Below are 25,810 nucleotides of genomic sequence, written 5' to 3' on the forward strand. Positions count from 1 at the left end.
GCCGTACACGACCCCTCGCGGGGCCTCAGTCGGTGTGATCGCCACCGAGGTGGTGGACGCGGACCATGTTGGTGGTGCCGGGGACGCCGGGGGGCGAGCCGGCCGTGATGATGACGATCTCGCCCTCGTTGAAGCGGCCCAGCTTGACCAGTTCGCCGTCGACCAGGTCGACCATCTCGTCGGTGCTGTTCACGAACGGGACGACGTGCGACTCCACGCCCCAGCTGAGGGTGAGCTGGTTGCGGGTGGCCTCGTCGGTGGTGAAGGCCAGGATCGGCTGGGCGACGCGGTAGCGGCACAGCCGGCGGGCGGTGTCACCGGACTTGGTGAAGGCGATCAGGCCCTTGCCGCCGAGGAAGTCGGCGATCTCGCAGGCCGCGCGGGCGACCGAACCGCCCTGGGTGCGCGGCTTCTTGCCCGGGACGAGCGGCTGCAGGCCCTTGGCGAGCAGCTCCTCCTCGGCCGCCTGGACGATCTTCGACATCGTCTTGACGGTCTCGATCGGGTACGCGCCCACGCTCGACTCGGCGGAGAGCATGACGGCGTCGGCGCCGTCCAGGATCGCGTTGGCCACGTCGGAGGCCTCGGCGCGGGTCGGGCGGGAGTTGGTGATCATCGACTCCATCATCTGGGTCGCGACGATCACCGGCTTGGCGTTGCGGCGGCACAGCTCGATCAGCCGCTTCTGCACCATGGGGACCTTCTCGAGCGGGTACTCGACGGCCAGGTCGCCACGGGCCACCATCACGGCGTCGAACGCCGCGACGACGGCCTCCATGTTCTCCACCGCCTGCGGCTTCTCCACCTTGGCGATGACCGGGACGCGGCGGCCGACCTCGTCCATGACCTTGTGGACGTCCTGCACGTCGTCGGCGTCCCGCACGAAGGACAGGGCGACCATGTCGCAGCCCATCCGCAGTGCGAACCGGAGGTCCTCGACGTCCTTCTCGGAGAGCGCCGGCACGTTCACGGCCGTGCCCGGCAGGTTGATGCCCTTGTGGTCGGAGACGACACCGCCCTCGATGACGATCGTCTTGACCCGGGAGCCCTCGACGTCCAGGACCTTCAGCTCGACGTTGCCGTCGTTGATGAGGATCTGGTCGCCGCGCGAGACATCGCCCGGCAGGCCCTTGTAGGTGGTTCCGCAGATGTGCTTGTCACCCGGGACGTCCTCGGTGGTGATGACGAACTCGTCACCGCGCTCCAGCTCCACCGGGCCCTCGGCGAAGGTCTCCAGACGGATCTTCGGACCCTGGAGGTCGGCGAGCACACCGATGGCACGGCCGGTCTGTTCGGCGGCGGCCCGGACGCGGTCGTACCGCCCCTGGTGCTCTTCGTGCGTGCCGTGGCTGAAGTTGAAGCGGGCCACGTTCATGCCGGCCTCGATCAGCGACACGAGCTGTTCCTGGGAGTCGACCGCGGGGCCGAGAGTACAGACGATTTTCGAACGGCGCATGGGGCGATCCTATCGGTTTGTTTCGCTACGGAATATTCCGTCTGGCGGAAAATACAAAAGGGCGGGATGCCGCTCAGGTGAGGTTCCGTGAGCCATTTACCAGCGCGTACGTCTGCGTCGCAATCTCCAGTTCCTCGTCGGTCGGCACCACGGCCACGGCCACCCGCGCGTACTCCGGCGAGATCAGCCGCGGCTCGTCACCGCGTACGGCGTTCAGCTCGCCGTCCACCGCCAGTCCGAGCTCCTCCAGACCGGCCACGGCAGCTTCCCGCACGGGACTCGCGTTCTCCCCGACTCCCGCTGTGAAGGCGACCGCGTCCACCCGTCCGAGTACGGCGTAATAGGCGCCGATGTACTTCTTCAGGCGGTGAATGTAGATGTCGAAGGCGAGTTGCGCCTCTTTGTCACCCTCGTCGATCCTGCGCCGGATCTCACGCATGTCGTTGTCACCGCACAGGCCGATCAGACCGCTCTTCTTGTTGAGAAGAGTGTCGATCTCATCGGTGGACATTCCGGCAACACGCATCAAATGGAAGATGACGGCCGGATCCATGTCTCCGGACCGCGTACCCATCACCAGGCCCTCCAAGGGCGTCAGTCCCATGGAGGTGTCCACGCACCGGCCGCCCCGGACCGCCGAGGCGGAGGCGCCGTTGCCGAGGTGCAGCACGATCACGTTCACCTCTTCCGGCGACCTGCCCAGCAGCTCGGCCGTCGCCCGGGAGACGTACGCGTGCGAGGTGCCGTGGAAGCCGTAGCGGCGGATGCGGTGCTCGTCCGCGGTCCGGACGTCGATCGCGTAGCGGGCGGCCGACTCCGGCATCGTGGTGTGGAACGCGGTGTCGAACACCGCGACCTGCGGCAGATCCGGCCGCAGCGCCTGGGCCGTGCGGATCCCGGTGAGGTTCGCCGGGTTGTGCAGCGGGGCGACCGGGATCAGCCGCTCGATCTCGGCGAGCACCGCGTCGTCGATCACGGTCGGCTCGGTGAAGTGCCGGCCGCCGTGCACGACCCGGTGCCCGATCGCGGCCAGCTCGGGGGAGTCGAGCCCGAGACCGTCCCGGGACAGCTCCTCCGCGACGGCCTTCAGGGCGGCCTCGTGATCGGCGATCGGCTCGGTGCGCTCCCGGGACTCGCCGTCCCTCGGGGTGTGCTTGAACCGGGAGGACTCCTCGCCGATGCGCTCGACGAGGCCCACCGCGAGCCGGCCGCCGTCGCTCATGTCGAGGAGCTGGTACTTCACCGACGAGGAGCCGGAGTTCAGGACGAGGACGCGGGTGCCACGCGGGGAGCTCACTGCTGGGACGCCTTCTGCAGAGGGGACTGGGCCTGGATCGCCGTGATGGCGACGGTGTTGACGATGTCCTGCACGAGCGCGCCGCGGGACAGGTCGTTGACCGGCTTGCGCAGGCCCTGGAGGACCGGGCCGACGGCGATGGCGCCGGCCGAGCGCTGCACGGCCTTGTAGGTGTTGTTGCCGGTGTTGAGGTCGGGGAAGATCAACACGCTCGCCTGGCCGGCGACTTCGGAGCCCGGCAGCTTGGTCGCGGCGACCGACGGCTCGACGGCGGCGTCGTACTGGATCGGCCCCTCGATCCTCAGATCGGGCCTGCGCAGCCGCACCAGCTCCGTCGCCTCGCGCACCTTGTCGACGTCGGCGCCCGACCCGGACGTACCCGTGGAGTACGACAGCATCGCGATCCGCGGCTCCACCCCGAACTGCGCGGCGGTCGCCGCCGACTGGATGGCGATGTCGGCGAGCTGCTCGGCGTTCGGGTCGGGGTTGACCGCGCAGTCGCCGTAGACGAGGACCTTGTCGGCGAGGCACATGAAGAAGACCGAGGACACGATCGACGCTCCCCCAGAGGGGGGACCCCCAGGCTTCGTCTTGATGATCTCGAAGCCCGGCCGGATGGTCGCCGCCGTGGAGTGCACGGAACCGGACACCATGCCGTCGGCCAGGCCCTCCTCGACCATCAGGGTGCCGAAGTAGTTCACGTCCGAGACGACGTCGTAGGCCAGCTCCACGGTCACGCCCTTGTGGGCGCGCAGGGCGGCGTACTTCTCGGCGAAGGCGTCGCGCAGCTCCGAGCCGGCCGGGTCGATCAGCTGGGTCTCGCCCAGGTCGATGCCGAGGTCGGCGGCCTTCTTGCGGATCTGGTCCACCGGGCCGAGCAGGGTCAGCTCGCACACCCCGCGCCGCAGCAGCACCTCCGCGGCGTGCAGCACCCGCGGCTCGGTGCCCTCGGGCAGCACCACGCGGCGGAGGTCGGAGCGGGCCTGCTCCAGCAGCTTGTGCTCGAACATCATCGGGGTGACCCGGTCGCTGCTGGGGGCGCTGACCCGCTTGAGCAGGTCACCGGTGTCGGCGTACCGCTCGAACAGGCCGAGCGCGGTCTCCGCCTTGCGCGGGGTCGCGGCGTTCAGCTTCCCCTCCAGGGAGAAGAGCTGCTCGGCGGTGGGGAAGCTGTTGCCGGGCACCGAGATCACCGGGGTGCCGGGGGCGAGCCGGGCGGCGAGGGTGAGGACGTCGTCGCTCGGGACCTCGTTCAGGGTGAGCAGCACACCGGCGATCGGCGGGGTGCCGGCACTGTGCGCGGCGAGTGCGCCGACCACCAGGTCGGCCCGGTCGCCCGGGGTCACGACCAGGCAGCCCGGGGTCAGAGCGCCCAGGAAGTTCGGCAGCATCGCGCCGCCGAAGACGAAGTCCAGCGCGTCCCGGGCGAGCCCCGACTCGTCGCCGAGGAGCGTCTTCGCGCCGAGGGCATGGGCGATCTGCGCGACCGTGGGCGCGGACAGGGCGGGCTCGTCGGGCAGGACGTAACAGGGGACGGGCAGCCGGTCGGCGAGCCGCTCGGCGATCTCGTCCCGGTCGCCCCGCGCGACCCGGTTGGTCACCATGGCGAGGACGTCGCAGCCGAGGCCGTCGTAGGCGCGGTAGGCGTTGCGGGTCTCGGCGAGCACCGACTCGGCGGGCTGCTTGCGGCCGCCGACCACGGGTATGACGGAGGCGCCGAACTCGTTGGCGAGCCGGGCGTTGAGGGAGAGCTCGTCCGGGAACTGGGTGTCGGCGTAGTCGGTGCCGAGGACGAGGACGACGTCGTAGTCGCGGGCGACCAGGTGGAAGCGGTCGACGAGGGTGGAGACCAGTTCGTCGGTGCCCTGCTCGGCCTGGAGCGCGGACGCCTCGTGGTAGTCCATGCCGTACACGGTTCCCGGGTCCTGCACCAGCCGGTAGCGGGCCCGCAGCAGCTCGAAGAGCCGGTCGGGCCCGTCGTGGACGAGGGGCCGGAAGACACCCACCCGGTCGACCCGGCGGGTCAGGAGTTCCATGACCCCCAGTTCGACGACCTGGCGGCCGTCGCCGCGGTCGATACCGGTCACGTACACGCTGCGCGTCACGCGTGGTCTCCCCTTCGTCGAGCGAGTGTCATAAAAATCGCCCACCGAGGTGAGCAGAACCCTCTTGACAATACCTCTGCCGCTAGATAAGGCGCCCGTCAGCTTCGGGGAGGCGGCATCGCCCCCGGGGACGTGAAACAATCGGAATGGCTCATTGGTGTCAACAGCGAGCAGGAGACACAGCACGATGCGTATCGGAGTTCTCACCGCAGGCGGCGACTGCCCCGGCCTGAACGCCGTGATCCGGTCGGTCGTGCACCGGGCCGTCGCCCAGTACGGCGACGAGGTCATCGGGTTCGAGGACGGCTACGCCGGTCTGCTGGACGGCCACCACCGCACCCTCGACCTCGACGCGGTGAGCGGCATCCTGGCCCGCGGCGGCACCATCCTCGGCTCCTCTCGCCTGGAGCGCGACCGGCTGCGCGAGGCCTGCGACAACGCTCCCGACATCGCCCGGGAGTTCGGCATCGACGCCCTCATCCCGATCGGCGGCGAGGGCACCCTGACGGCCGCGCGGATGCTGTCGGACGCCGGACTGCCGGTGGTCGGCGTGCCGAAGACGATCGACAACGACATCTCCTCCACCGACCGCACCTTCGGCTTCGACACCGCGGTCGGGGTCGCGACGGAGGCGATGGACCGCCTCAAGACCACGGCCGAGTCCCACCAGCGGGTGATGGTCGTGGAGGTCATGGGCCGCCACGCCGGCTGGATCGCCCTGGAGTCCGGCATGGCCGCCGGCGCCCACGGCATCTGTCTGCCCGAGCGCCCGTTCGACCCGGCCGACCTGGTGAAAATGGTCGAGGAGCGCTTCGCGCGCGGCAAGAAGTTCGCCGTCATCTGCGTGGCCGAGGGCGCCCACCCCGCCGAGGGCTCGATGGACTACGGCAAGGGCGCGATCGACCAGTTCGGCCACGAGCGCTTCCAGGGCATCGGCACCGCCCTCGCCTACGAACTGGAGCGGCGCCTCGGCAAGGAGGCCAAGCCGGTCATCCTCGGCCACGTCCAGCGCGGTGGCGTGCCCACCGCCTACGACCGGGTCCTCGCCACCCGCTTCGGCTGGCACGCCGTGGAGGCCGCGCACCGGGGCGAGTTCGGCAGGATGACGGCGCTGCGCGGCACCGAGATCGTGATGGTGCCGCTGGCGGAAGCGGTGACCGAGCTGAAGACGGTCCCGAAGGACCGGATGGACGAGGCGGAGTCGGTCTTCTAGACCTTGGTCCCAGCTTCCTGACAGGTCCGAGTCCAAGCTTCCTGACAGGTCCGGCTCAGGAGCGTCTCAGCTGCGGGCCGCACCGTGGTGCGCATGCACGCACACGGACACCGTCCCCGCACCCCTGAGGCCGAGCGCACCCGGCGCTGGTTCATGAACAAGTCCCTGCTCGTCGGCGGCGCCGCCGCGGTGGCGACGATGACCGGCTGCTCGACCGGTTCGTCCTCGTCGTCGTCCTCCTCGTCGACCGCCTCGTCGTCCTCGGCCGCTCCGGGCGGTGGCGCGCCGGGTGGCGGCGGCATGGGCCCCGGCGCCTCGGCGGTGGCGTACGACGACTTCGTCGGGGTGACCACGGACGGCACGGTCCAGGAGGACCTCTACGCGATCCATTCCACCGGCGTCTCCACCGACGCGATCGTGAAGGCGGCACAGGCTTTCCTGGACGGACTGTCCGCCAAGGAGAAGCGGTCCGCGCAGTACGACGTCCAGGACGACGAGTGGCTGGCCTGGAGCAACGTCGACGGCTACGAACGCAAGGGCGTCCGCATGGGCGACCTCACCGAGAAGCGGCGCGCACTCGGTTACGCCCTGCTCGGCGCCGCCCTGTCCGCGGACGGGCTCACCCAGGCCCGCAACATCATGAAACTCAACGCCTATCTCGGCGAGTACAACGGCGGCGGCAAGGAGACCCTGACCGAGGGCCACTACTACTTCACCTTCATGGGCAGCCCCTCGACCACCAAGCCGTGGGGCTTCCAGTACGAGGGCCACCACCTGGCGATCAACTACTTCGTCCTGGGCGACCAGGTGGTGATGACCCCGACCTTCATGGGCTCCGAGCCGACCTCGGCGACGTACAACGGCGAGAAGATCACGACCTTCAGGAAGGAGACGAAGGCCGGTCTGGCCCTGCTGCGCTCCCTGACCTCGGCCCAGCGGGCGAAGGTGATCTCCTCGGAGGAGAAGGCCGGCGACAACCTCAAAGCGGGCGCGGGCCAGGACAATCTCCAGCTGGCGTACCAGGGCCTCGCCGCGTCCGGGTTCACCGGGGCGCAGCGCGGCAAGCTGCTCGACCTGGTGCGGGTGTACGTCGGCACCATGGCCGACGCCCACGCCGAGGTGAAGATGGCGGAGGTCGAGGAGCATCTCGACGACACGTACTTCTACTGGATCGGTGAGACGAAGGACAGCTCGGCGTTCTACTACCGGGTGCACAGCCCCGTGGTCCTGATCGAGTACGACGCGCAGTCGCCGCTGGCCTACGGCAACGAGAACGGGGGAGGGGCGGGCGGCCCCGGCGGGACGCCGACGCAACAGCACATCCACACCATCATCCGCACCCCGAACGGCGGCGACTACGGCGTGGACCTGCTCAGGCTCCACCTGGAGAACGATCACTGACCCGGGTCCAGAAGTGGTCCACGATGCGGGCCAGGAAGTCCTGGCCGGACGCGCTGGAGCCGCTGTCGCCGCCGCCCCAGCTCAGGGTGGAGACCATCTGGCCCTGGTAGTCCTCGTGCAGCTCCTGGAGGGCGTCCTCCAGGAGCCGCCGGTCCAGCGGGCAGAGCTTGCCGATCGGGCGGACGTACGCCTGCCAGCGCGTCGTCACCGCGCTGCGCAGCAGGTCGGCGAGTTTGCCGTCGCGGCCGGTGACGGTGACGAAGTCGGCCAGCGAGAGCCCGAGCAGCGCGGCGAGCTCGGCGGCCTGCCGCTCGGTGCCCCGCCAGTCGTCGCTCTCCTCCATCCGCAGATAGGCGTGGAGTTCGTGCCCGACGGCACGGGCGACGTCCTCGGCGGCGAGACCGCGGGCCATGCGGTGCTCGCGCAGGGTCCGCGGACGGCCGAGCAGCTCACCGGGCGAGCACCACAACACGCCTGCCAGAGCGGTCAGTTCGGGGTTGGAGGGGGAGGCGATCCCGCGTTCCCAGGCGATCACGAGGTCCGGGGTGACGTAGGGCATGCCGTACGAGACGCGCATGCCGTAGGCGACATGTTCGGGGCCCATGTTCAGGGCGGCACGGAGCCGGCGGGCGGCGGGGGCGTTGAACGGGGGAGTCGGCGGAATGGGCTGGTTCGGTTGAGCTGAGGGTCGGCGCACGGGGCTCAAGCTATGGGCACCGGGGAGCGGTGACTACGGTCTGTTCGGCCAGGATCACGGATTGTAGGAACATACGGTTTCGGCCGTCGGAGGGTGGCGTGGCTGAAGATCGTCGGTCACCCCTTGACCGCCCCGCCCAGCGCGAACCCCCCGCCCAGCCGCCTCGCCACCAGTACGTACAGCAGGATCACCGGCGTCGAATAGATCACCGAGAAGGCCGCCAGCTGCCCGTACACCACCGTCCCCCGGTTCCCGAAGAACTCGTTGATGCTCACCGCGGCCGGCATCCGGTCGGGGGTGAGCAGCAGCATGAACGGGACGAAGAAGTTCCCCCACATCATCACGAACGAGAACACCGTCACCACCGCCACCCCGGGCCCCATCAGCGGCAGGACGATCCGGAGCAGGGACTGCAGCGGTGAGGCCCCGTCCGTCCAGGCCGCCTCCTCCAGCTCCTTCGGCACGCCGTCCATGAAGTTCTTCATCAGCCAGATGGCGAACGGCAGTTGGGAGGCCGCGAAGAAGAAGATCGTGCCCCGCATCGTGTCGATCAGGTTCACCTGGACGAACAGCGCGTACACCGGAACCATGATCGCCGTGATCGGCAGGCACGTCGCGAACAGGATCGTCAGCAGGAACGGCCGGTTCAGGCGGGAGCGGAAGCGCGACAGCGGATACGCCGCCAGCGCCGCGCACACCACCGTCAGCAGCGTCCCGCCCCCGCACAGCAGCAGGCTGTTGAGCAGTGGCGTGAAGGTGATGTCGTCGGTGAGGACGGCGTCGAAGTTGTCCCAGGTCACGCCGTCCGGGACCTTCACCGACAGGTCCGCGTGCGGATCGACCGCGGACAGGGCCACCCACGCCAGCGGGAGCACGAAGGCCGCCGCGACGGCCAGCAGCCCCGCGTCGGCGGCGAGGCGGCGCGTTGTCCGGGAGCGCACGGCCCTACACCTCCGTCCGCAGCAGCCGCAGGTACACGGCCGAGAACAGCGAGCCGACCACCAGCAGCAGCAGCGCCACCGCCGTTCCGTAGCCGATCATGCTCTTCTGGAAGGCCTCCTCGTACATGAAGAGCGGGAGCGTCTGGCTCTTGCCGCCCGGGCCGCCTCGCGTCATCACCCAGATCAGGCCGAACACGGACAGCGTCTGCAGGGTGATCAGCATCAGGTTCGTGCCGATGGAGCGGCGGATCATCGGCAGCGTGATGTGCCACAGGCGGCGCCAGCCGCCCGCGCCGTCGACCTCGGCCGCCTCCGTGATCTCCTTCGGGATCTCGTTCAGCGCGGCCGAGTACACCAGCATCGAGAACGCCGTGCCCCGCCACACGTTCGCGAACGACACCGCCAGGATGGGGAGGGTGAACAGCCAGTTCTGGGAGGGGAGATGGAGCCAGTCCAGGATGGCGTTCAAGGTGCCCTCGCGGCGGAAGAAGGCGTACAGCAGAAAGCCGGCGACCACCTCCGGGAGCACCCAGGCGGCGATGACGATGCCGCCCGTCAGCGTGCGGACCGGCTTCGACGCGCGGTGCATCAGGGCGGCCAGGGCCAGGCCCAGGGTGTTCTGGCCGATCAGCGCCGATACGACCGTGAAGACGAGGGTCAGCCATACGGCGTTCAGGAAGGCCTCGTCGCCGAACGCCGTACGGAAGTTCTCGAAGCCGACGAACGACTCCTCGGCCTGGCCGGTGAGCTGGAGGTCGGTGAAGGCGATCCAGGCGCAGTAGGCGATGGGGCCGGCGAGGAAGAGGAGCAGCAGGACGACGGCCGGGGTGAGGGGCAGTGCGCGGGTGATCGTCCTCATGCGCGCCGGCTCACTTCCGGATCACCTGGTCATCGGTGGCAGTTTTGAGTTCCTCGTCGTAGTTCCTCGCCGCCTCCTCCACCGACTTGTCACCCGTCGTCACGCTCTCCATCGCCTCCTGGATGGCGGTGGAGACCTTCGGGTACGCCGGGTAGGCGGGCCGGTAGTGGGTGTGCGCGACCAGGTCCGTGAAGAACTTGGTGCCGGGCTGGGCCCCGGCGTACGCGGGATCGTCCGCGACGTCCTCGCGGACCGCGATGCCGGAGTTGGCGATGTACCACTTCTGGGCGTTCGCCTTGGTCTGCATCGTCGTGATGAAGTCGAAGGCGAGGTCGGGGTTGGCGGCCTTCGCGGGGATCGCCCAGGTCCAGCCGCCGGACATGCTCACCTTGCCGGGGGCCTGGCCGTGCTGGGTCGGCATGGCGGCGAGGCCCAGCTTCTCGGACCACTCGGGCCATTCGTGGCCGCTGCCCTCCAGCCAGTCCTGCGGGAGCCAGGAGCCGTCGAGGGCGATGCCGAGCTTGCCCTCGGGGAGGAGTTCGCCGCGTACGCGGGTGCCGAAGTTGGGGTCCAGGGCGTCGGCGACGTCGGGGCCGAGCTTCTCCCGGTAGACCGTCTCGACGAAGGCGAGCGAGTCCTTGAAGCCCTGGCTTCCGGCGATCCACTTCCTGGCGCTCTCGTCGTAGAGGCGGTCCTCGGTGCCGTACAGGAGCATTTCGAAGCCCTGCATCGTGGCAGCCTCGCCCGCGGGCTTGCCGGTGTAGACGTTCAGCGGGGTGACGTCCGGGACCTTCTCCTTGATCGTGCGGGCCGCTTCCAGGAGGTCGTCCCAGGTCTTCGGCTGCCAGGGGACCGGGATGCCGGCCTCGGCGAAGACGGCCTTGTCGTACCAGAGCCCGCGGGTGTCGGTACCGTCCGGGACGCCGTACGTCCTGCCGTCCTCGCCCTTCGCCGCCGCCTTCGCCGTGTCGATGAACCGGTCCCAGTCCGGCCACTTGGCGAGGTAGTCGTCGAGGGGCTTGAGGTAACCGCTGGTGATGTCGGAGTTGATGAGGAAGGTGTCCTCGTAGACCAGGTCGGGCGCGGTCTTGGGGGAGCGGAGCATCTGCTGGAGCTTGGTGTAGTACTCCGAGTCCGGGGCCTTGATCGGGATGAACTCGACCTTCTTGCCGGGGTACTTCTTCTCGAACTGCTTCTTGATGTCCGCGAGGAAGGTGTCCATCACCTTGATGTTGTTGTCCGTCGACTGCTTGAAGGACACCTTCAGCGTGTCCGGATCGCTCCCGGAACCGCCGCCGCAGGCGGTGAGGGTCGTCGCGGCGGCCAGGGCGAGGAGGGTGGGGATCAGGGCGGCGGTGGGGCGCACGGGCATGACGGCATGACCTCCTGCGGGCTCACGTCGTTGTGGCGCGGGGATGGCTGCCCGGTGAACGTAGGTGGAGTGGTCTAGTCAGGTCAATGCGTCTGCGAGGGATTGAACGCGGGCTACCGCTCCCGGTCGACCCGCTTGCCGATGACCGGCCCGTGGAAGACCCCGCCCCGGAAGTCGATGTGGTCGCCGCCGTACCGGGAGGATCCCTCCGCGGCACCGGCCCGGCCGGAGGCCTCCCGCGGCCGGTGCTTGCGCAGCACCCCCATCGCCACGGCCGCCGCCTGTGCGGCCGCCCGCTGCTGCGAACCACTCGCGTCCGCCGCCGGCTTCCCGGCATCGGCCCGGTCACTGATCCCCCGGATCACGAGCGCGTCCACCTGCCCGCTCACCTGCGCCGCGTGGACGGCCCCCGCGCCCTCCATCTCGATGGCGTTCGCGTCGTTGTAGTGACGCCTGATGAACTCCGCGAACGCCGACCTGTCGTCCGCGAGGACCACGTCCCCGCAGGCGATCGGCTTCAGGTGGCCGCGTACGTCCTCAAGGCCCCGCAATGCCGAACGTGCCGCCTGCACCAGCCGGTTCGAGCCGTGCCAGACCTCGGGGCGGGCCAGGAAACCCTCCGGCGTCAGCTTGCCGCCCTGTAGCCGAGGATCTGCGTCGTCAGCGCGGACGCGTTCACCGCGCCCTCGCCCAACTCGGCGAGCGCCAGGGTCCATTCGGTGCCCGGCAACCGCCCGCACTCCACCCGCGTCCCGTCCTCGTGCACCAACTCCTCGCTGTCGGCGCCGAGATGGGCTCGTACGGCGTCGTACTCGACGGTCAGCGCGGTCACGACGACGACGGTGGGTGAAGTCTGCGGCACGCCTTTAAGGTACTGCCAGGCACGACCACCGGGGGAAGGAAGAACAACGTGGCGGAGCGCGACGTCACCATCGGCCAACTGCTCCTCGCCGAGTACCAGACCGTCAAGGACGAGCAGAAGACCCGCATCGGCTTCCGCGACAACCTCCTCTACGTCACCCTCACCGTCGTCGCCGCGGTCATCGCCGCCGCCGCGCAGGCCGAGCAGTCCGCCATGCTGCTCGCCATCCCACCGGTGTGCGTGGTCCTCGGCTGGACCTACCTCGTCAACGACGAGAAGATCTCCGCCATCGGGAAGTACGTACGCGAGGATCTCGGGCCGCGGCTCACGCAACTCGCCGAGGCCGAGCGCGTGTTCGCGTGGGAGACCGCCCACCGCGCCGACCCCCGGCGCCGCTCCCGCAAAGCCGTCCAGTGCGCCATCGACCTGTCGGCCTTCTGCGTCGTGCCGCTCGCCGGGCTCGCCGTCTACTGGAGTGCCGGGCAGACATCCCCCGGACTGCTCGTCGTCTCCGTCCTCGAAGCCCTCGCCCTGTGCGGTCTCGCCGCGCAAGTCGTCGCCTATGCCCGGCCGTTCAGCTGAGAGCCGCTGACCCACCGGTACTGCAGCTCCGGCCGCCCCACCGTCCCGTACTGCGGACTGCGCGCCGCCCGCCCCGCGTCCACCAGATGCTCCAGATACCGGCGCGCCGTGATCCGCGAGATGCCCACCGCCTCCGCCACGCCCGTCGCCGTCAGACCCTGCGCGCAGTCCCGCAGCGCCACCGTCACCCGTTCCAGGGTCGGTGCGCTCAGGCCCTTCGGCAGGGCGGCCGGGCCCGGTGCCCGCAGGGTCGCCAGGGCGCGGTCGACCTCGTCCTGGCCGCTCGCCTCGCCCGCCGCCGCGTGGAACTCGGCGTACCGCACGAGCCGGTCCCTGAGCGTCGCGAAGGTGAACGGCTTCAGGACGTACTGGACCACCCCCAGCGACACGCCCTCCCGCACGACCGTCAGATCCCGCGCCGACGTCACCGCTATCACGTCCGCGTGATGCCCCGACGCCCGCAGCGAGCGCGCCAGTTGCAGCCCGTGCACATCCGGCAGGTGCAGGTCGAGCAGCAGCAGGTCCACGGGCGTGCGGTCCAGCGCGCGGCGCGCCTGAGCGCCCGTGTGCGCCTTGCCGACGGCGGTGAAACCGGGGACCCGGCCGACGTACAGGACATGCGCGTCGGCGGCGACGGGGTCGTCCTCCACGACCAGGACACGGATCTGCTGCGGGGTGCTCATACGGGGCCTCCAGAGACTGCGCCCCCAGAAACTACGCCCGCGCCCGCCCGTACGGCCCCCAGCGGCAGCCGTACCTCGAACTTCGCCCCGCCCTCCTCGGCGCCCGCCACCGTCAGCGCCCCCGCGTGCCTGCCCACCGCCTGCCGTACCAGCGCCAGCCCCAGCCCCCGCCCACCGGGACCGGGCGCCGGCTTGGTCGAGAAGCCCCGCTCGAACACCGCCTCCGCGTGCGCCGGGTCCACGCCCGCCCCCGTGTCCGAGACGGACAGCACCAGCTCGGACGCCTCCGTGTACGCCCGTACCGTCACCCGTGCCCGCGCGCTGCCCTGCGCCGCGTCGACCGCGTTGTCGATCAGGTTGCCCAGGATGGTGACCAGGTCCCGGGCGGGCAGCGACGGCGGCAGGAGCCCGTCGTCGAGCCGACTGTCCTGCGACACCATCAGCTCCACGCCCCGCTCGTTCGCCTGGGCCGTCTTGCCCAGCAGCAGCGCCGCCAGCACCGGCTCGCCGACGGCTGCCACGACCCGGTCGGTGAGCGCCTGCGCCAGCTCCAGTTCGGCCGTCGCGAACGCCACCGCCTCCTCGGCCCGGCCCAGCTCGATCAGCGAGACCACCGTGTGCAGCCGGTTGGCGGCCTCGTGCGCCTGCGAGCGAAGCGCCTGGGTGAAGCCCCGCTCGGAGTCCAGCTCGCCCATCAGCGACTGGAGTTCGGTGACGTCCCGCAAGGTCGCCACCGTGCCCCGGCGCTCCCCGCCCGACACCGGGGAGGTGTTGACCACCAGCACCCGGTCCGCCGTCAGATGCACCTCGTCCACCCGGGGCTCCGACGCCAGCAGCGCACCGGTGAGCGACGGCGGCAGCCCGAGGTCGGCGACGGAGGCGCCGACCACCTGGTCCGAGACGCCCAGCAGCTCCCGGCCGCCGTCGTTGACCAGCGCCACCCGGAACTGCCCGTCGAGCATCAGCAGCCCTTCGCGCACCGCGTGCAGGGCGGCCTGGGAGTAGTCGTACATGCGGCTCAGCTCGGTGGCGTTCATGCCGTGCGTGTGGCGGCGCAGCCGGGCGTTGACGACGTACGTGCCGACCGCGCCGAGCGCGAGCGCGCCGCCCGCCACGCCGATCAGCGCGGTCAGCTGGCCCCGCACCCGCTTGCTGATCTCCTCCACCTTGATACCGGCGCTGACCAGGCCGACGATCCGCCCGCCGTCCCAGACGGGGGTGACCGCGCGGACGGAGGGGCCGAGGGTGCCGGTGTACGTCTCGGTGAAGGACTCGCCCCGCAGCGCGTCCTCGATGTGACCGATGAAGCGCTGGCCGATCTCGCCGGGATCGGGGTGGGTCCAGCGGATGCCCCGCGTGTTCATGATCGTGACGAAGTCGACCCCGGTGTCCCGCTGCACGTGCAGCGCGTACGGCTGGAGCGAGGAGGAGGGGTCGTCGGTGCGGATCGCCTGCCGTACCGAGGGGGAGTCGGCGATCGAGCGGGCCACGGCCAGCGCCTGCCGGCCGGCCGCGTCCTCGGCCTGGCTGCGGTCACCGGCGTACGTGAACAGCGCGTACCCGGCGACGACCACCGCTATCAGCACCGCCTGCATGGCGAAGAGCTGGCCTGCGAGGCTGCGGGGCCGGGGGACGGGGAGGCGCATGCCGTCAGTGTGCCTCCCGGCCCGGCGTGAACTAAATGAACGGAAGGGTGACCGCCCTCACAGGGCGGGAGATAGTCACGGCATTCCCCGAAACCCCCGGACGTGAGCCGCACGCCGGTGATGCCGACGAAGACGTCAAGGAGGGCAGCCGTGGCCGCCAGCACCCCCGATACGGCACCCGCAGCCAAGCGGGACCGCACGCACTATCTCTACATCGCGGTGATCATCGCGGTCGCCCTGGGCATCACCGTCGGTCTGGTCGCACCCGACTTCGCGGTGGAGCTGAAGCCGATCGGCACCGGGTTCGTGAACCTGATCAAGATGATGATCTCGCCGATCATCTTCTGCACGATCGTGCTCGGCATCGGGTCGGTCCGCAAGGCCGCGAAGGTCGGCGCCGTCGGCGGTATCGCGCTGGTCTACTTCACGATCATGTCGCTGATCGCGCTGGGCATCGGCCTGGTCGTCGGCAACATCCTGGAGCCGGGCACCGGCCTCGCGGTGACCGACGCGGTCAAGGACGCCGGTCACGCCCAGGTCGACGCCGAGGCGAAGGACACCACCGAGTTCCTGCTCGGCATCATCCCCACCACGATGGTCTCCGCCTTCACCGGTGGCGAGGTCCTGCAGACCCTGCTCATCGCCCTGCTCGCCGGCTTCGCGCTGCAGGCCATGGGCCCGGCCGGGCAGCCGATCCTGCGCGGTGTGGAGCACCTGCAGCGGCTGGTCTTCCGCATCCTCGCGATGGTCATGTGGGCCGCACCGGTCGGTGCCTTCGGCGCCATCGCCGCGGTGACCGGCTCGGCCGGCCTCGATGCCCTCAAGAGCCTCGCCGTCCTGATGCTCGGCTTCTACGTCACCTGCGTGCTGTTCGTCTTCCTGGTGCTCGGCGTGCTGCTGCGGGTCGTCGCGGGCCTGAACATCCTCACCCTCTTCAAGTACCTGGGCCGGGAGTTCCTGCTGATCCTGTCGACGTCCTCGTCCGAGTCCGCGCTGCCGCGGCTCATCGCGAAGATGGAGCACCTGGGCATCAGCAAGCCGGTGGTCGGCATCACGGTGCCGACGGGCTACTCCTTCAACCTCGACGGCACGATGATCTACATGACCATGGCCTCGCTGTTCATCGCGGACGCCATGGGGACGCCGATGTCGGTCGGCGAGCAGATCCCGCTGCTGCTGTTCCTGCTGGTCGCCTCCAAGGGCGCGGCGGGCGTCACCGGGGCGGGGCTGGCGACGCTGGCCGGTGGTCTGCAGTCGCACAAGCCCGCGCTGGTGGACGGCATCGGTCTCATCGTCGGCATCGACCGGTTCATGAGCGAGGCCCGCGCCCTGACGAACTTCGCGGGCAACGCCGTGGCCACGGTCCTGATCGGCACCTGGACCAAGGAGATCGACCGCGGCCGGGTCGACCAGGTACTGGCCGGCCGGATCCCGTTCGACGAGGCGACCCTGCTGGACGACGGGGGCGCCGAGCCGGAGACGCCGGCCGAGGTCCCCGAGCAGGGCGGCGAGAAGGAGCTGGCGAAGGCGTAGCCCCGGCTCCCGCACTACCCCGAGCGGTCAGGCACTCCCCCACGGGCCTGGCCGCTCGGCTCATGTGTGCAGCCCCGCCACCAGCGCGGTGGCCTCCGCGGCGGGTACGCCCGCCGTGGTCAGCACGGTGGCCGCGGCCGAGCGGCCCGCCTCCTCGGGCGCGAGAAGACCTTCGTTCACCGCCTCCATCAGGGCGATCAGGGTCTGCTCATGGACGTACGCCAGCGCGGGCGCCGGCAGCGGTGAGGTGAACACGCCCTGGTCCAGGCCGCGTCGGAGGAGGCCCGCAGCGGCCTCGCGGACGGGGGTCAGCCGGCCGCGGATGCCCTGCACGGTGACACTGCGCTGGGCCAGCGCCACCAGGATGCGGTAGCGGTCGGCGACCTCCCAGACCGCCAGCACCGAACCGGCCAGCGCCTCCGCCGGATCCTCGATCCCCGCGCACCCCGCCGCATGCGCCGCGGCGACCGCCGCCACGGCATCGTCGACGAGTGTGCCGACCAGCGCCTCACGGCTGGGGAAATGGCCGTACACCGTCCGCCGTACGACACCCGCGGCGCGCGCGATCTGGTCCATCGACGCGTCGGGGTCGCGCAGGAGTTCGATGAGGGCGACATCCAGGATGCGGCGGCGGTTGACGTCGGCGCGGGTGGTGTGACCGGTGGGCATGGCAGCCATTCTGCACACCGTGCGGTGTGCGGCGGCGCCGATCCCAAGGGCCGGTGATAACCTATAGCGAACCCTTGACGCTATAGCCCCCACCGGTCAGGAGCGCGTAGATCGTGCCCACGTCGGACCCCAAGACCCCCCGAGAGCGCTACCGCGCCCAGGTACGGGACGAGATCAAGACCCGCGCCTGGGAACAGATCGCCGGCGCCGGCGCCTCCGCGCTGTCCCTCAACGCCATCGCCAAGCAGATGGGCATGAGCGGCCCCGCCCTCTACCGCTACTTCGCCAACCGCGACGAACTCATCACCGAGCTGATCAGGGACGCCTACCGCAGCCTCGCCGACCGCTTGCAGGCCGCGGCCAAGGCGGGCGCCGGCCTCCCCGGCCTCGCCCGGACCATGAGGGAGTGGGCCCTGGAAGACCCCCACCGGTACTTCCTCGTCTACGGCACCCCCGTCCCCGGCTACCAGGCGCCCCCCGACACCACACTCATCGCCTCCGAAGTGATGGCCGTGCTCCTCGACGCCTGCGAGGCCGAGGGAGTCGCCGAGGACCCGTTCCAGACCCACATCGCCGAGCACCGCTTCTGGGCCGGCGACCACTCGGCCCCGCCCGCGGCCCTCCACCACGCCCTGGTCTTCTGGACCCGCCTGCACGGCACCCTGTCCCTCGAACTGGCCGGCCACTTCACCGGCATGGGCTTCGACCCCGCCGAGCTGTACGCCGCCGAGACCCGGGCCCTCACCACTTCCCCGGTGGAGGGCAATCCGCTGTTGCCTTGACGCCGGGGTCAAGGATTACGTTCGTACGCATGCGAATCGGCGAGCTGGCCGAGCGGGCCGGGACGACGACCCGGACGCTCCGGTACTACGAGTCACGCGGCCTGCTGCCCGCGCGGCGCACCGAGAACGGCTACCGGACCTACGACGAGAGCGATCTGAGGCTGCTGCGGCAGATCAGGACGCTCCAGAACTTCGGGTTCGACCTGGAGGAGACCCGGCCGTTCGTGGAGTGTCTGCGGGCCGGGCACCCCGAGGGTGACTCGTGTCCGGCCTCGCTCGCGGTCTACCGGCGCAAGCTGGACGAACTCGACGCGCTGATCGGCGAGTTGCAGGCCGTACGGGCGCAGATCGGGGTGCGGCTCGCACTCGCCGAGGATCCGAAGTGCGAACTGGGAGGGTGACCGTGGTGAGTGAAGTGACCGACGCCGACTTCGAGGCGGAAGTCATCGGGTCCGACGTGCCGGTGCTGGTGGAGTTCACCGCAGACTGGTGCCCGCCGTGCCGGCAGATGGCGCCGGTGCTGCGGGCACTGGCCGACGAGACGGGCGACCGTCTGAAGGTGGTGCAGCTGGACGTGGACCACAACCCGCTGACCACCAACGCCTACAAGGTGCTGTCCATGCCGACCTTCATGGTCTTCCGGGGCGGTGAGCCGGTGCGGTCCATGGTGGGGGCCCGGCCCAAGCGGCGGCTGCTGGAGGAGATCGCCGAGGCGCTGTGATCTGCACGGACACACAAGAAATCCCCCGGGCAATTGCGCCCGGGGGATTTCTTTGCGTATATTCAATGATTCGCGACTTCAATGGAATTGGGCCGCGAAGAAGCTGAGTAAGCGCAGTATATCCGGGCGGGAGTGGAATTGTCAAACAGCGAATTTCCGGACGATGAAATGCGCGGCGAGCAGGAATTCATCGACGGCCTGTACGCGCGCGTGGACGCGCTGCGCGGTGACACCGAGACCTCCGTCGCCGACGCCCTCGCCCAGGGCAACACGCCCATGCAGGCCCGTCTGGAGCGGGACATCCTCGTCGCCGAGCGCTCGGGGCTGCTCGCCGCGCTGAACGCGGTCGACGGCTCGCTCTGCTTCGGCCGGATCGATCTCGCCTCCGGCGTCAGCCACCACATCGGCCGGATCGGACTGCGCACCGAGGACGAGGCCCGCACCCCGATCCTCATCGACTGGCGGGCCGCCGTCGCCCGCCCCTTCTACCTGGCCACCGGACACACCCCGATGGGCCTGCGCAGACGCCGGCACATCAGCACCAGCGGCCGTACGGTGACCGCGCTGCACGACGAGATCCTCGACCTCGGGGACCAGCAGCGCACCGGCCACGAGGACCCCAGCGGCGACGCGGTGCTGCTCGCCGCCCTGAACTCCGCGCGCACCGGCCGCATGGGCGACATCGTGCAGACCATCCAGGCCGAACAGGACGAGATCATCCGCGCTCCGCACCGCCAAGTCCTGGTGGTGGAGGGCGGCCCCGGCACCGGCAAGACGGCCGTCGCCCTGCACCGGGCCGCGTATCTCCTCTACGAGCACCGGGAACTGCTCGCCAAGCGGGCCGTTCTGATCGTCGGCCCCAACCCCGCCTTCCTCGGCTACATCGGCGAGGTGCTGCCCTCCCTCGGTGAGACGGGCGTGCTGCTGGCGACGGTCGGCGAACTCTTCCCGGGCGTACGGGCGAAGGCCGCGGACACTCCGGAGGCGGCCGCCGTGAAGGGCCGCGCCGACATGGCGGAGGTGCTCGCCGCCGTCGTACGCGACCGGCAGGCGCTGCCCGATCCGGTGATCGCGATCGAGCACGACCGCGAGATCCTGATGCTCGACGACGGCCTGGTGGGCGTCGCCCGCGAACGCACCCGCTCGGCGCGGCTGCCGCACAACGCGGCACGCGAGTACTTCGAGGGCCACATCCTCAACACCCTCACCGACATGGTCGCCGAGCGCATCGGCACCGACCCCTACGACGGTACGAACCTGCTCGACCCGAGCGACATCACCCAGATCCGCGACGACCTCGCCGAGAACCCCGAGGTCCGGTCGGCCATCGACCAGCTGTGGCCGCTGCTCACCCCGCAGCGGGTGGTCGCCGACTTCCTCGCCGCACCGGAGGGATACCTCTCGGCCGCCGACGCGGCCGCCGTGCGGCGCCCGGTGACCCGGGCCTGGACGGTGGCGGACGTCCCCCTGCTCGACGAGGCCGCCGAACTCCTCGGCGAGGACGACCGGGTGGCCCGGCTGCGGGCGGAACGCGAGCGGGAGACCCAGATCGCCTACGCGCAGGGCGTGCTGGACGTGTCGTACGCCTCCCGTACCTATGAGTTCGACGACAAGCACGACGAGGACTCCGAGGTGCTCTCCGCGCACGACATCATCGACGCCGAGCGGTTCGCCGAGCGGCAGGAGGAGGACGACCACCGCAGCGCCGCCGAGCGCGCGGCGGCCGACCGCACCTGGGCGTTCGGGCACATCATCGTCGACGAGGCGCAGGAGCTGTCGCCGATGGCGTGGCGCCTGCTGATGCGGCGCAGCCCGACCCGCTCGATGACCCTGGTCGGCGACCCGGCCCAGACCGCCGAGGCGGCGGGCGTCGGCTCCTGGGCCGACATCCTCCAGCCGTACGTGGAGGACCGCTGGGAGCACACCCGGCTGGGCGTCAACTACCGCACCCCGGCCGAGATCATGGAGCTCGCGGCGGCCGTGGTCCGCGCCGAGCACCCCGGGTTCGAACCGCCCAGCTCCGTGCGCTCGACGGGGGTACGGCCGTGGATCCGCGCGACGGACGACCTGCCCGGCGCCGTGGCCGAGGCGGTCGGGGAGCTGACCCCCGCGGAGGGACGCCTGGCGGTCATCGCCCCGCGCGACCTCCACCGCCGCCTCGCCGCGCACCTCGACGGGGTGACGGCGGACGCGGAACCGGACCTCACCCGGACCGTCGTCCTGCTGGACCCGCGGCAGGCCAAGGGCCTGGAGTTCGACTCGGTCCTGGTCGTGGAGCCCGGCCGCTACGGCACCAGCGACCTCTACGTCGCCCTGACCCGGGCGACGCAGAGACTCGGCATCCTGCACACCGGCCCGCTCCCGGCCGGCCTCGTCGGCTAGGCCGGCCGGAGCCACACCGTCGCCAGGGGCGGCAGGGTCAGGCGGATGCTGGTCGCCTGGCCGTGCCGGCCCTGGGGCTCGGGCTTGAGGGGGTCGGGGTTGCCGACGTCGCTGCCGCCGTACCGCGCGCCGTCGGTGTTCAGCGTCTCGTGCCAGGCCGGGACGTCCTCGGGGACGCCCAGGCGGTAGTCCTGCCGCACCACCGGGGCGAAGTTGGAGACCGCCAGCAGCGGCACGCCCTCCGTGTCGTACCGGAGGAACGCGAAGACGTTGTCCTCCGCCGCGTCCCCGACCACCCACCGGAAGCCGTCCGGGTCGGTGTCCCGCGCCCACAGCGCAGGAGTGTGCCGGTAGACGGTGTTCAGGTCCCGGACCAGGTCCCGCACGCCCCGGTGGTCGGCCTCCGCCCCGTACGCCGGATCCAGCAGCCACCAGTCCGGTCCGTGCGCCTCCGACCACTCCGCGCCCTGGGCGAACTCCTGCCCCATGAACAGGAGTTGCTTGCCGGGGTGGGCCCACATGAAGCCCAGGTAGGCGCGGTGGGTGGCGCGCTGCTGCCACCAGTCGCCGGGCATCTTCGACACCAGTGACCGCTTGCCGTGCACGACCTCGTCGTGCGAGATCGGCAGCACGTAGTTCTCGCTGTAGGCGTACACCATCGAGAAGGTCATCTCGTGGTGGTGGTACCTGCGGTGGATCGGCTCGTGGGACAGGTAGCCCAGCGAGTCGTGCATCCAGCCCATGTTCCACTTCAGGCCGAAGCCGAGCCCGCCGCCGTCGGTGGGCCGGGTGACCCCCTCCCAGGCGGTGGACTCCTCCGCGATCGTCACCACGCCCGGCACCCGCCGGTACACGGTCGCGTTCATCTCCTGGAGGAACGCCACCGCGTCCAGATTCTCCCGGCCGCCGTGGACGTTCGGGATCCACTGCCCCGGCTCACGCGAGTAGTCGAGGTACAGCATCGAGGCGACCGCGTCCACCCGCAGCCCGTCGATGTGGAACTCCTCGCACCAGTACACGGCGTTCGCCACCAGGAAGTTGCGCACTTCGCGGCGCCCGAAGTCGAACTCCAGCGTGCCCCAGTCGGGGTGCGCGGAGCGCAGCGGGTCCTCGTGCTCGTACAGCGGGCGCCCGTCGAACTCGGCCAGCGCCCAGTCGTCGCGCGGGAAGTGCGCGGGCACCCAGTCCATCAGCACGCCGATGCCCGCCTGGTGCAGCGAGTCGACCAGGAACTTGAAGTCGTCGGGCGTGCCGAGCCGGGCGGTGGGCGCGTAGAAGCCGGTGACCTGATAGCCCCAGGAACCGCCGAACGGATGCTCCGCGACCGGCATCAGTTCCACATGCGTGAAGCCCAGCTCCTTGACGTAGGCAGGCAGTTGCTCGGCGAGCTGGCGGTAGGTCAGCCCCGGCCGCCAGGAAGCCAGATGCACCTCGTAGACCGAGAAGGGCCCCTCATGCGCCGGTATCCGCCCGCGCTGCTCCAGCCACTCCTGGTCGTGCCACTCGTGGTGCGAGGCGTGAATGACCGACGAGGTGAGCGGCGGGACCTCGGTGCGGCGGGCCATCGGGTCCGCCCGCAGGGTGCGGGAACCGTCGGGCCGGGTGATGTCGAACTTGTACAGCTCGCCCTCGCCTATCGCCGGGACGAACAGCTCCCACACCCCGGTCCCGCCCAGCGACCGCATCGGATACCCGGTGCCGTCCCAGAAGTTGAAGGTCCCGGCCACCCGCACCCCGCGCGCGTTCGGCGCCCACACCGTGAACCGGGTGCCGTCGACGCCCTGGTGGGTCATCGGCTCGGCGCCGAGTGCCCGCCACAGCTGCTCGTGCCGGCCCTCGCCGATCAGGTGCAGGTCCAGATCGCCCAGCGCGGGCAGGAAGCGGTACGGGTCCTCGGTCTGCAGCTCCGTGTCCTCGTACGTCACGAGCAGCCGGTACTCCGGCACCTCGGGCAGCGGCAGCAGACCCGAGAAGAAGCCCTCGCCGTCGTCGTGCAGCTCGGCCCGCAGCTCCCCGGCGAGCACGGTCACGGCACGGGCGTACGGCCGGAAGGCCCGGAAGGCCACGCCACCGGGCACGGGGTGCGCGCCGAGCACGGAGTGCGGAGCGTGATGGGTGCCGGCGAGGAGACGGGCCCGGTCGTCGGCGTCCATGGCGGGGGAGACGGCGACCACCGGGGCGGGCTCCAGCACGGGTTCCAGCACGGGCTCCGGGGGGAGGGCCGTGGCGGGTTCCCCGGCCGGGGCCTTGGTCCCGGGCGCCTTCTTCGCCGCGTCCCTCTCCGTCGCGTCCTTCTTCGCCGAGGTCTTCTTCACGGTGACCGACGTGCCGCCCGCCGCCTTGGCGGCGACCTTCTTCGCGGTCTTCTTCGCTTTGCGCGCGGCGTCCTTCCGAGCGGCGTCCTTCTTCGCCGGACTCTTCTGGGCGGCAGCCTGTTTGGCCGCCGCTGCCGCCTTCTTCGCGACGCTCATCTCCTCGGCCGTCTGCTCGGCCGACTGGTGCGGATCGGAACCGGGGGACGGGGGGCGGGGGGTCACGGGTGGAGCCTCCTCGACGAGGGTGAGGTGAGCGGGGACGGTGCGCCGACGTCCGCGGCGAGGCGGCGCACGGCCGACAGCGGGACCGGAAGCCAGTCGGGACGGTGGCGGGCCTCGTAGACGACCTCGTAGATCGCCTTGTCCGTCTCGCACGCCCGCAGCAGCACGGGATCGGTACGGGGATCGACGCCGGAGACCTCGGCGTACCCGGAGCAGTACGCGGCCCGGCAGGTCTCGGCCCAGTCCGGCACGGCCGGCTCGGCCGAATGGGCCGCGTAGTCGAAGGAGCGCAGCATCCCGGCGATGTCCCGCAGCGGGGGCTGCGGCATACGGCGCTCGGCGAGCGGCTTGGCCGGTTCGCCCTCGAAGTCGATCAGTGACCACTGTCCGGCGGGCGAGCGCAGGCACTGGCCGAGGTGCAGATCCCCGTGGACGCGCTGGGCGGTCCAGGTGCGGCCCTCGGCCGCCAGGGTGCCGAGCGCCTCGAACGCGGACCGCAGCCCCGGCGCGTACGGCCGCAGCGCGGGCACCGCCTGTGTGGCCGAGTCGAGCCGCTCCAGCATGCCGTGGACCATCATCTCCAGCTGGGTACGGCCGAGGGTGACGGTCGGCAGCGCGCGGGCCAGCGCGGTGTGCACCTCGGCGGTGGCCCGCCCCAGCGCCCGCGCCTCCGCGGCGAAGTCCCCGCCCTTGGCCAGCTCGTGCAGCGCCAGCTCCCAGCCGTCCGAGGCGCCCTGCACGAAGGGCTGGAGCACACCGAGGACGTACGGCTCCCCGGAGTGCTCGGCGCGGATCCACGCCGTGGGCGCCGGTACCCGGGGACAGCCCTCGCGGGCCAGCGCCAGCGGCAGCTCCAGGTCGGGGTTGACGCCGGGCACGACCCGGCGCAGCAGCTTCAGGATGAACGTATCGCCATAGACGATCGACGAGTTGGACTGCTCGGCGGTCATCACGCGCGGGACCAGGCCCGGGCGGATCTCCTGGTCCTGCTCCCGTTCGAAACGCAGCCCGCCGATCCGGGCCTGGGTGCGCAGCGCCTCCAGGAGCAGTTCGGCGGGCCGGGGGTCGTACAGGGCCTCGTACACCGTGCGTCCGGCGAGCGGGCCCTCCTCCACGTGTCCGATCAGCGCGGGCGCGAGCCTGGGCGGCAGCGCCTCGCGCGCGCCTATGAGGAGCTGGTAGCAGTCTCCGGGGTGCGTCTCGGCGCCGAGGGCGAGCGGCTGATGGGCACGGACCAGCAGGTGGTACAGGCCCAGCTGGCCGTCGGCCGGCAGCAGCTCGGTGGCGGCGACCAGGGAGAACCCGGTGACCGGCCGGCCCTTTCCGGCGAACCACCGCTGCCGCGGCAGCCACTCCCGCAACAAGGGGTCCAGGGACGCAAGGAAACCCGGAGTCGAAGTGAGCGTACGGATGACGGCTTCCGACATGACGTCGCGTCCTTTCCCCGGGGGGTGGTCGGGGTGTTAGTGATGCGTGCCCCGGGCGGGGCGGAGGAAACCGCCCCGCCGGGCTTATGGGAGTCAGTTCTCCGTGCGGAGGCGGAACCAGTAGAAGCCGTGCCCCGCCAGCGTCAGCAAGTAAGGGAGTTCCCCGATGGCCGGGAATCGCACCCCTCCGAACAGCTCCACCGGATGCCGTCCGCTGAATTCGCGCAGGTCCAGCTCGGTCGGCTGGGCGAACCGGGAGAAGTTGTGCACGCACAGGACGAGATCGTCCTCGTACTCCCGCAGGAACGCGATCACGGCCGGGTTGGACGACGGGAGTTCGGTGTAGGAGCCGAGTCCGAACGCTGGGTTCTGCTTGCGGATCTCGATCATGCGCCGGGTCCAGTGCAGCAACGAGGAGGGCGACGCCATGGACGCCTCGACGTTGGTGACCTGGTAGCCGTGGACCGGGTCCATGATCGTGGGCAGGAAGAGCCGGCCGGGGTCGGCGGTGGAGAAGCCCGCGTTCCTGTCCGGTGTCCACTGCATGGGAGTGCGGACGGCGTCGCGGTCGCCGAGCCAGATGTTGTCGCCCATGCCGATCTCGTCGCCGTAGTAGAGGATCGGCGAGCCGGGCAGCGACAGCAG

21 protein-coding genes and 1 pseudogene are annotated in these 25,810 nt (G+C 70.6%); 8 read left to right on the plus strand and 14 right to left on the minus strand.

The window, feature by feature from the left end:
- Positions 1 to 25 precede the first annotated feature (25 nt).
- The 3 genes from pyk to pta all read right to left on the minus strand — a co-directional run bounded on the left by pyk (position 26) and on the right by pta (position 4,858).
- Positions 26 to 1,456: a pyruvate kinase gene (gene pyk / locus ACWD11_RS11930; RefSeq protein WP_389414887.1), complete on the minus strand. Its 1,431-nt coding sequence runs from the start codon at positions 1,454 to 1,456 to the stop codon at positions 26 to 28.
- Between the two features lie 73 nt (positions 1,457 to 1,529).
- Positions 1,530 to 2,753, minus strand: a complete 1,224-nt coding sequence (locus tag ACWD11_RS11935; protein ID WP_389414886.1) for an acetate kinase — start codon at positions 2,751 to 2,753, stop codon at positions 1,530 to 1,532.
- Positions 2,750 to 4,858, minus strand: a complete 2,109-nt coding sequence (gene pta / locus ACWD11_RS11940) for a phosphate acetyltransferase (RefSeq protein ID WP_451282715.1) — start codon at positions 4,856 to 4,858, stop codon at positions 2,750 to 2,752. Before pta ends, ACWD11_RS11935 begins: the two co-directional genes overlap by 4 nt.
- 187 nt (positions 4,859 to 5,045) lie before the next feature.
- Here pta and ACWD11_RS11945 point away from each other — a divergent pair, with 187 nt between their 5' ends.
- A complete protein-coding gene (locus tag ACWD11_RS11945) occupies positions 5,046 to 6,071 on the plus strand; it encodes an ATP-dependent 6-phosphofructokinase (RefSeq protein ID WP_389414884.1) in 1,026 nt (341 codons plus the stop codon).
- A 93-nt stretch (positions 6,072 to 6,164) separates the two neighbouring features.
- Entirely contained in the window at positions 6,165 to 7,472 is a 1,308-nt protein-coding gene (locus ACWD11_RS11950; RefSeq protein ID WP_389414883.1) for a DUF3500 domain-containing protein, read from the plus strand.
- Here the strand turns inward: ACWD11_RS11950 and ACWD11_RS11955 are convergent.
- From ACWD11_RS11955 to ACWD11_RS11975, 5 genes and pseudogenes are all read right to left on the minus strand, one after another.
- Entirely contained in the window at positions 7,444 to 8,169 is a 726-nt protein-coding gene (locus ACWD11_RS11955) for an XRE family transcriptional regulator (protein WP_389414882.1), read from the minus strand. The genes ACWD11_RS11950 and ACWD11_RS11955 overlap by 29 nt on opposite strands.
- A 116-nt stretch (positions 8,170 to 8,285) precedes the next feature.
- Positions 8,286 to 9,110 carry a carbohydrate ABC transporter permease gene (locus ACWD11_RS11960; RefSeq protein WP_389414881.1) on the minus strand — a complete coding sequence of 275 codons (825 nt, stop codon included), beginning with the start codon at positions 9,108 to 9,110 and terminating at the stop codon, positions 8,286 to 8,288.
- 4 nt (positions 9,111 to 9,114) lie between these two features.
- On the minus strand, positions 9,115 to 9,969 hold the full coding sequence (locus ACWD11_RS11965) for a carbohydrate ABC transporter permease (RefSeq protein WP_389414880.1): 855 nt from the start codon (positions 9,967 to 9,969) through the stop codon (positions 9,115 to 9,117).
- A 10-nt stretch (positions 9,970 to 9,979) separates the two neighbouring features.
- On the minus strand, positions 9,980 to 11,341 hold the full coding sequence (locus tag ACWD11_RS11970) for an ABC transporter substrate-binding protein (protein ID WP_389414879.1): 1,362 nt from the start codon (positions 11,339 to 11,341) through the stop codon (positions 9,980 to 9,982).
- Between the two features lie 113 nt (positions 11,342 to 11,454).
- Positions 11,455 to 12,203: pseudogene (locus ACWD11_RS11975) on the minus strand (phosphorylase family protein).
- A 48-nt stretch (positions 12,204 to 12,251) separates the two neighbouring features.
- Here ACWD11_RS11975 and ACWD11_RS11980 point away from each other — a divergent pair.
- Positions 12,252 to 12,785, plus strand: a complete 534-nt coding sequence (locus tag ACWD11_RS11980) for a hypothetical protein (RefSeq protein ID WP_451282719.1) — start codon at positions 12,252 to 12,254, stop codon at positions 12,783 to 12,785.
- Here the strand turns inward: ACWD11_RS11980 and ACWD11_RS11985 are convergent.
- Positions 12,764 to 13,468 carry a response regulator gene (locus ACWD11_RS11985; protein ID WP_451282721.1) on the minus strand — a complete coding sequence of 235 codons (705 nt, stop codon included), beginning with the start codon at positions 13,466 to 13,468 and terminating at the stop codon, positions 12,764 to 12,766. The genes ACWD11_RS11980 and ACWD11_RS11985 overlap by 22 nt on opposite strands.
- Entirely contained in the window at positions 13,465 to 15,114 is a 1,650-nt protein-coding gene (locus tag ACWD11_RS11990; protein WP_451282723.1) for an ATP-binding protein, read from the minus strand. The genes ACWD11_RS11985 and ACWD11_RS11990 overlap by 4 nt, the downstream gene beginning before the upstream one ends.
- Positions 15,115 to 15,234: 120 nt before the next feature.
- On the opposite strand from ACWD11_RS11990, the gene ACWD11_RS11995 reads away from it, so the two are divergent.
- Positions 15,235 to 16,647: a cation:dicarboxylate symporter family transporter gene (locus ACWD11_RS11995; RefSeq protein WP_389415612.1), complete on the plus strand. Its 1,413-nt coding sequence runs from the start codon at positions 15,235 to 15,237 to the stop codon at positions 16,645 to 16,647.
- Between the two features lie 60 nt (positions 16,648 to 16,707).
- On the opposite strand, the gene ACWD11_RS12000 is transcribed toward ACWD11_RS11995, so the two are convergent.
- A complete protein-coding gene (locus tag ACWD11_RS12000) occupies positions 16,708 to 17,325 on the minus strand; it encodes a TetR/AcrR family transcriptional regulator (RefSeq protein WP_451282725.1) in 618 nt (205 codons plus the stop codon).
- A 104-nt stretch (positions 17,326 to 17,429) separates the two neighbouring features.
- Here ACWD11_RS12000 and ACWD11_RS12005 point away from each other — a divergent pair, with 104 nt between their 5' ends.
- The 4 genes from ACWD11_RS12005 (at position 17,430) to ACWD11_RS12020 (ending at position 21,201) form a co-directional block, all read left to right on the plus strand.
- The gene (locus ACWD11_RS12005) at positions 17,430 to 18,098 is read left to right on the plus strand and encodes a TetR/AcrR family transcriptional regulator (protein ID WP_451282727.1); all 669 of its coding nucleotides are present in this window, start codon (positions 17,430 to 17,432) and stop codon (positions 18,096 to 18,098) included.
- Between the two features lie 29 nt (positions 18,099 to 18,127).
- Positions 18,128 to 18,499 (plus strand): MerR family transcriptional regulator, encoded by a 372-nt coding sequence (locus ACWD11_RS12010; protein ID WP_451282729.1) that lies wholly within the window; start codon positions 18,128 to 18,130, stop codon positions 18,497 to 18,499.
- A 5-nt stretch (positions 18,500 to 18,504) separates the two neighbouring features.
- Positions 18,505 to 18,819 (plus strand): thioredoxin family protein, encoded by a 315-nt coding sequence (locus ACWD11_RS12015; protein ID WP_451282731.1) that lies wholly within the window; start codon positions 18,505 to 18,507, stop codon positions 18,817 to 18,819.
- A gap of 168 nt (positions 18,820 to 18,987) precedes the next feature.
- Positions 18,988 to 21,201 (plus strand): HelD family protein, encoded by a 2,214-nt coding sequence (locus ACWD11_RS12020; RefSeq protein WP_451282733.1) that lies wholly within the window; start codon positions 18,988 to 18,990, stop codon positions 21,199 to 21,201.
- Here ACWD11_RS12020 and glgB read toward each other — a convergent pair.
- The 3 genes from glgB to ACWD11_RS12035 form a co-directional block, all read right to left on the minus strand.
- On the minus strand, positions 21,198 to 23,738 hold the full coding sequence (glgB, locus tag ACWD11_RS12025) for a 1,4-alpha-glucan branching enzyme (RefSeq protein WP_389414869.1): 2,541 nt from the start codon (positions 23,736 to 23,738) through the stop codon (positions 21,198 to 21,200). The two genes, ACWD11_RS12020 and glgB, sit on opposite strands and share 4 nt — an antisense overlap.
- On the minus strand, positions 23,735 to 25,165 hold the full coding sequence (locus ACWD11_RS12030; protein WP_451282735.1) for a maltokinase N-terminal cap-like domain-containing protein: 1,431 nt from the start codon (positions 25,163 to 25,165) through the stop codon (positions 23,735 to 23,737). Before ACWD11_RS12030 ends, glgB begins: the two co-directional genes overlap by 4 nt.
- A gap of 93 nt (positions 25,166 to 25,258) precedes the next feature.
- On the minus strand, positions 25,259 to 25,810 hold a 552-nt coding region (locus ACWD11_RS12035; RefSeq protein WP_451282737.1), incomplete at its 5' end, for an alpha-glucosidase C-terminal domain-containing protein.

The sequence above is a fragment of the Streptomyces sp. NPDC002776 genome (assembly GCF_053592195.1).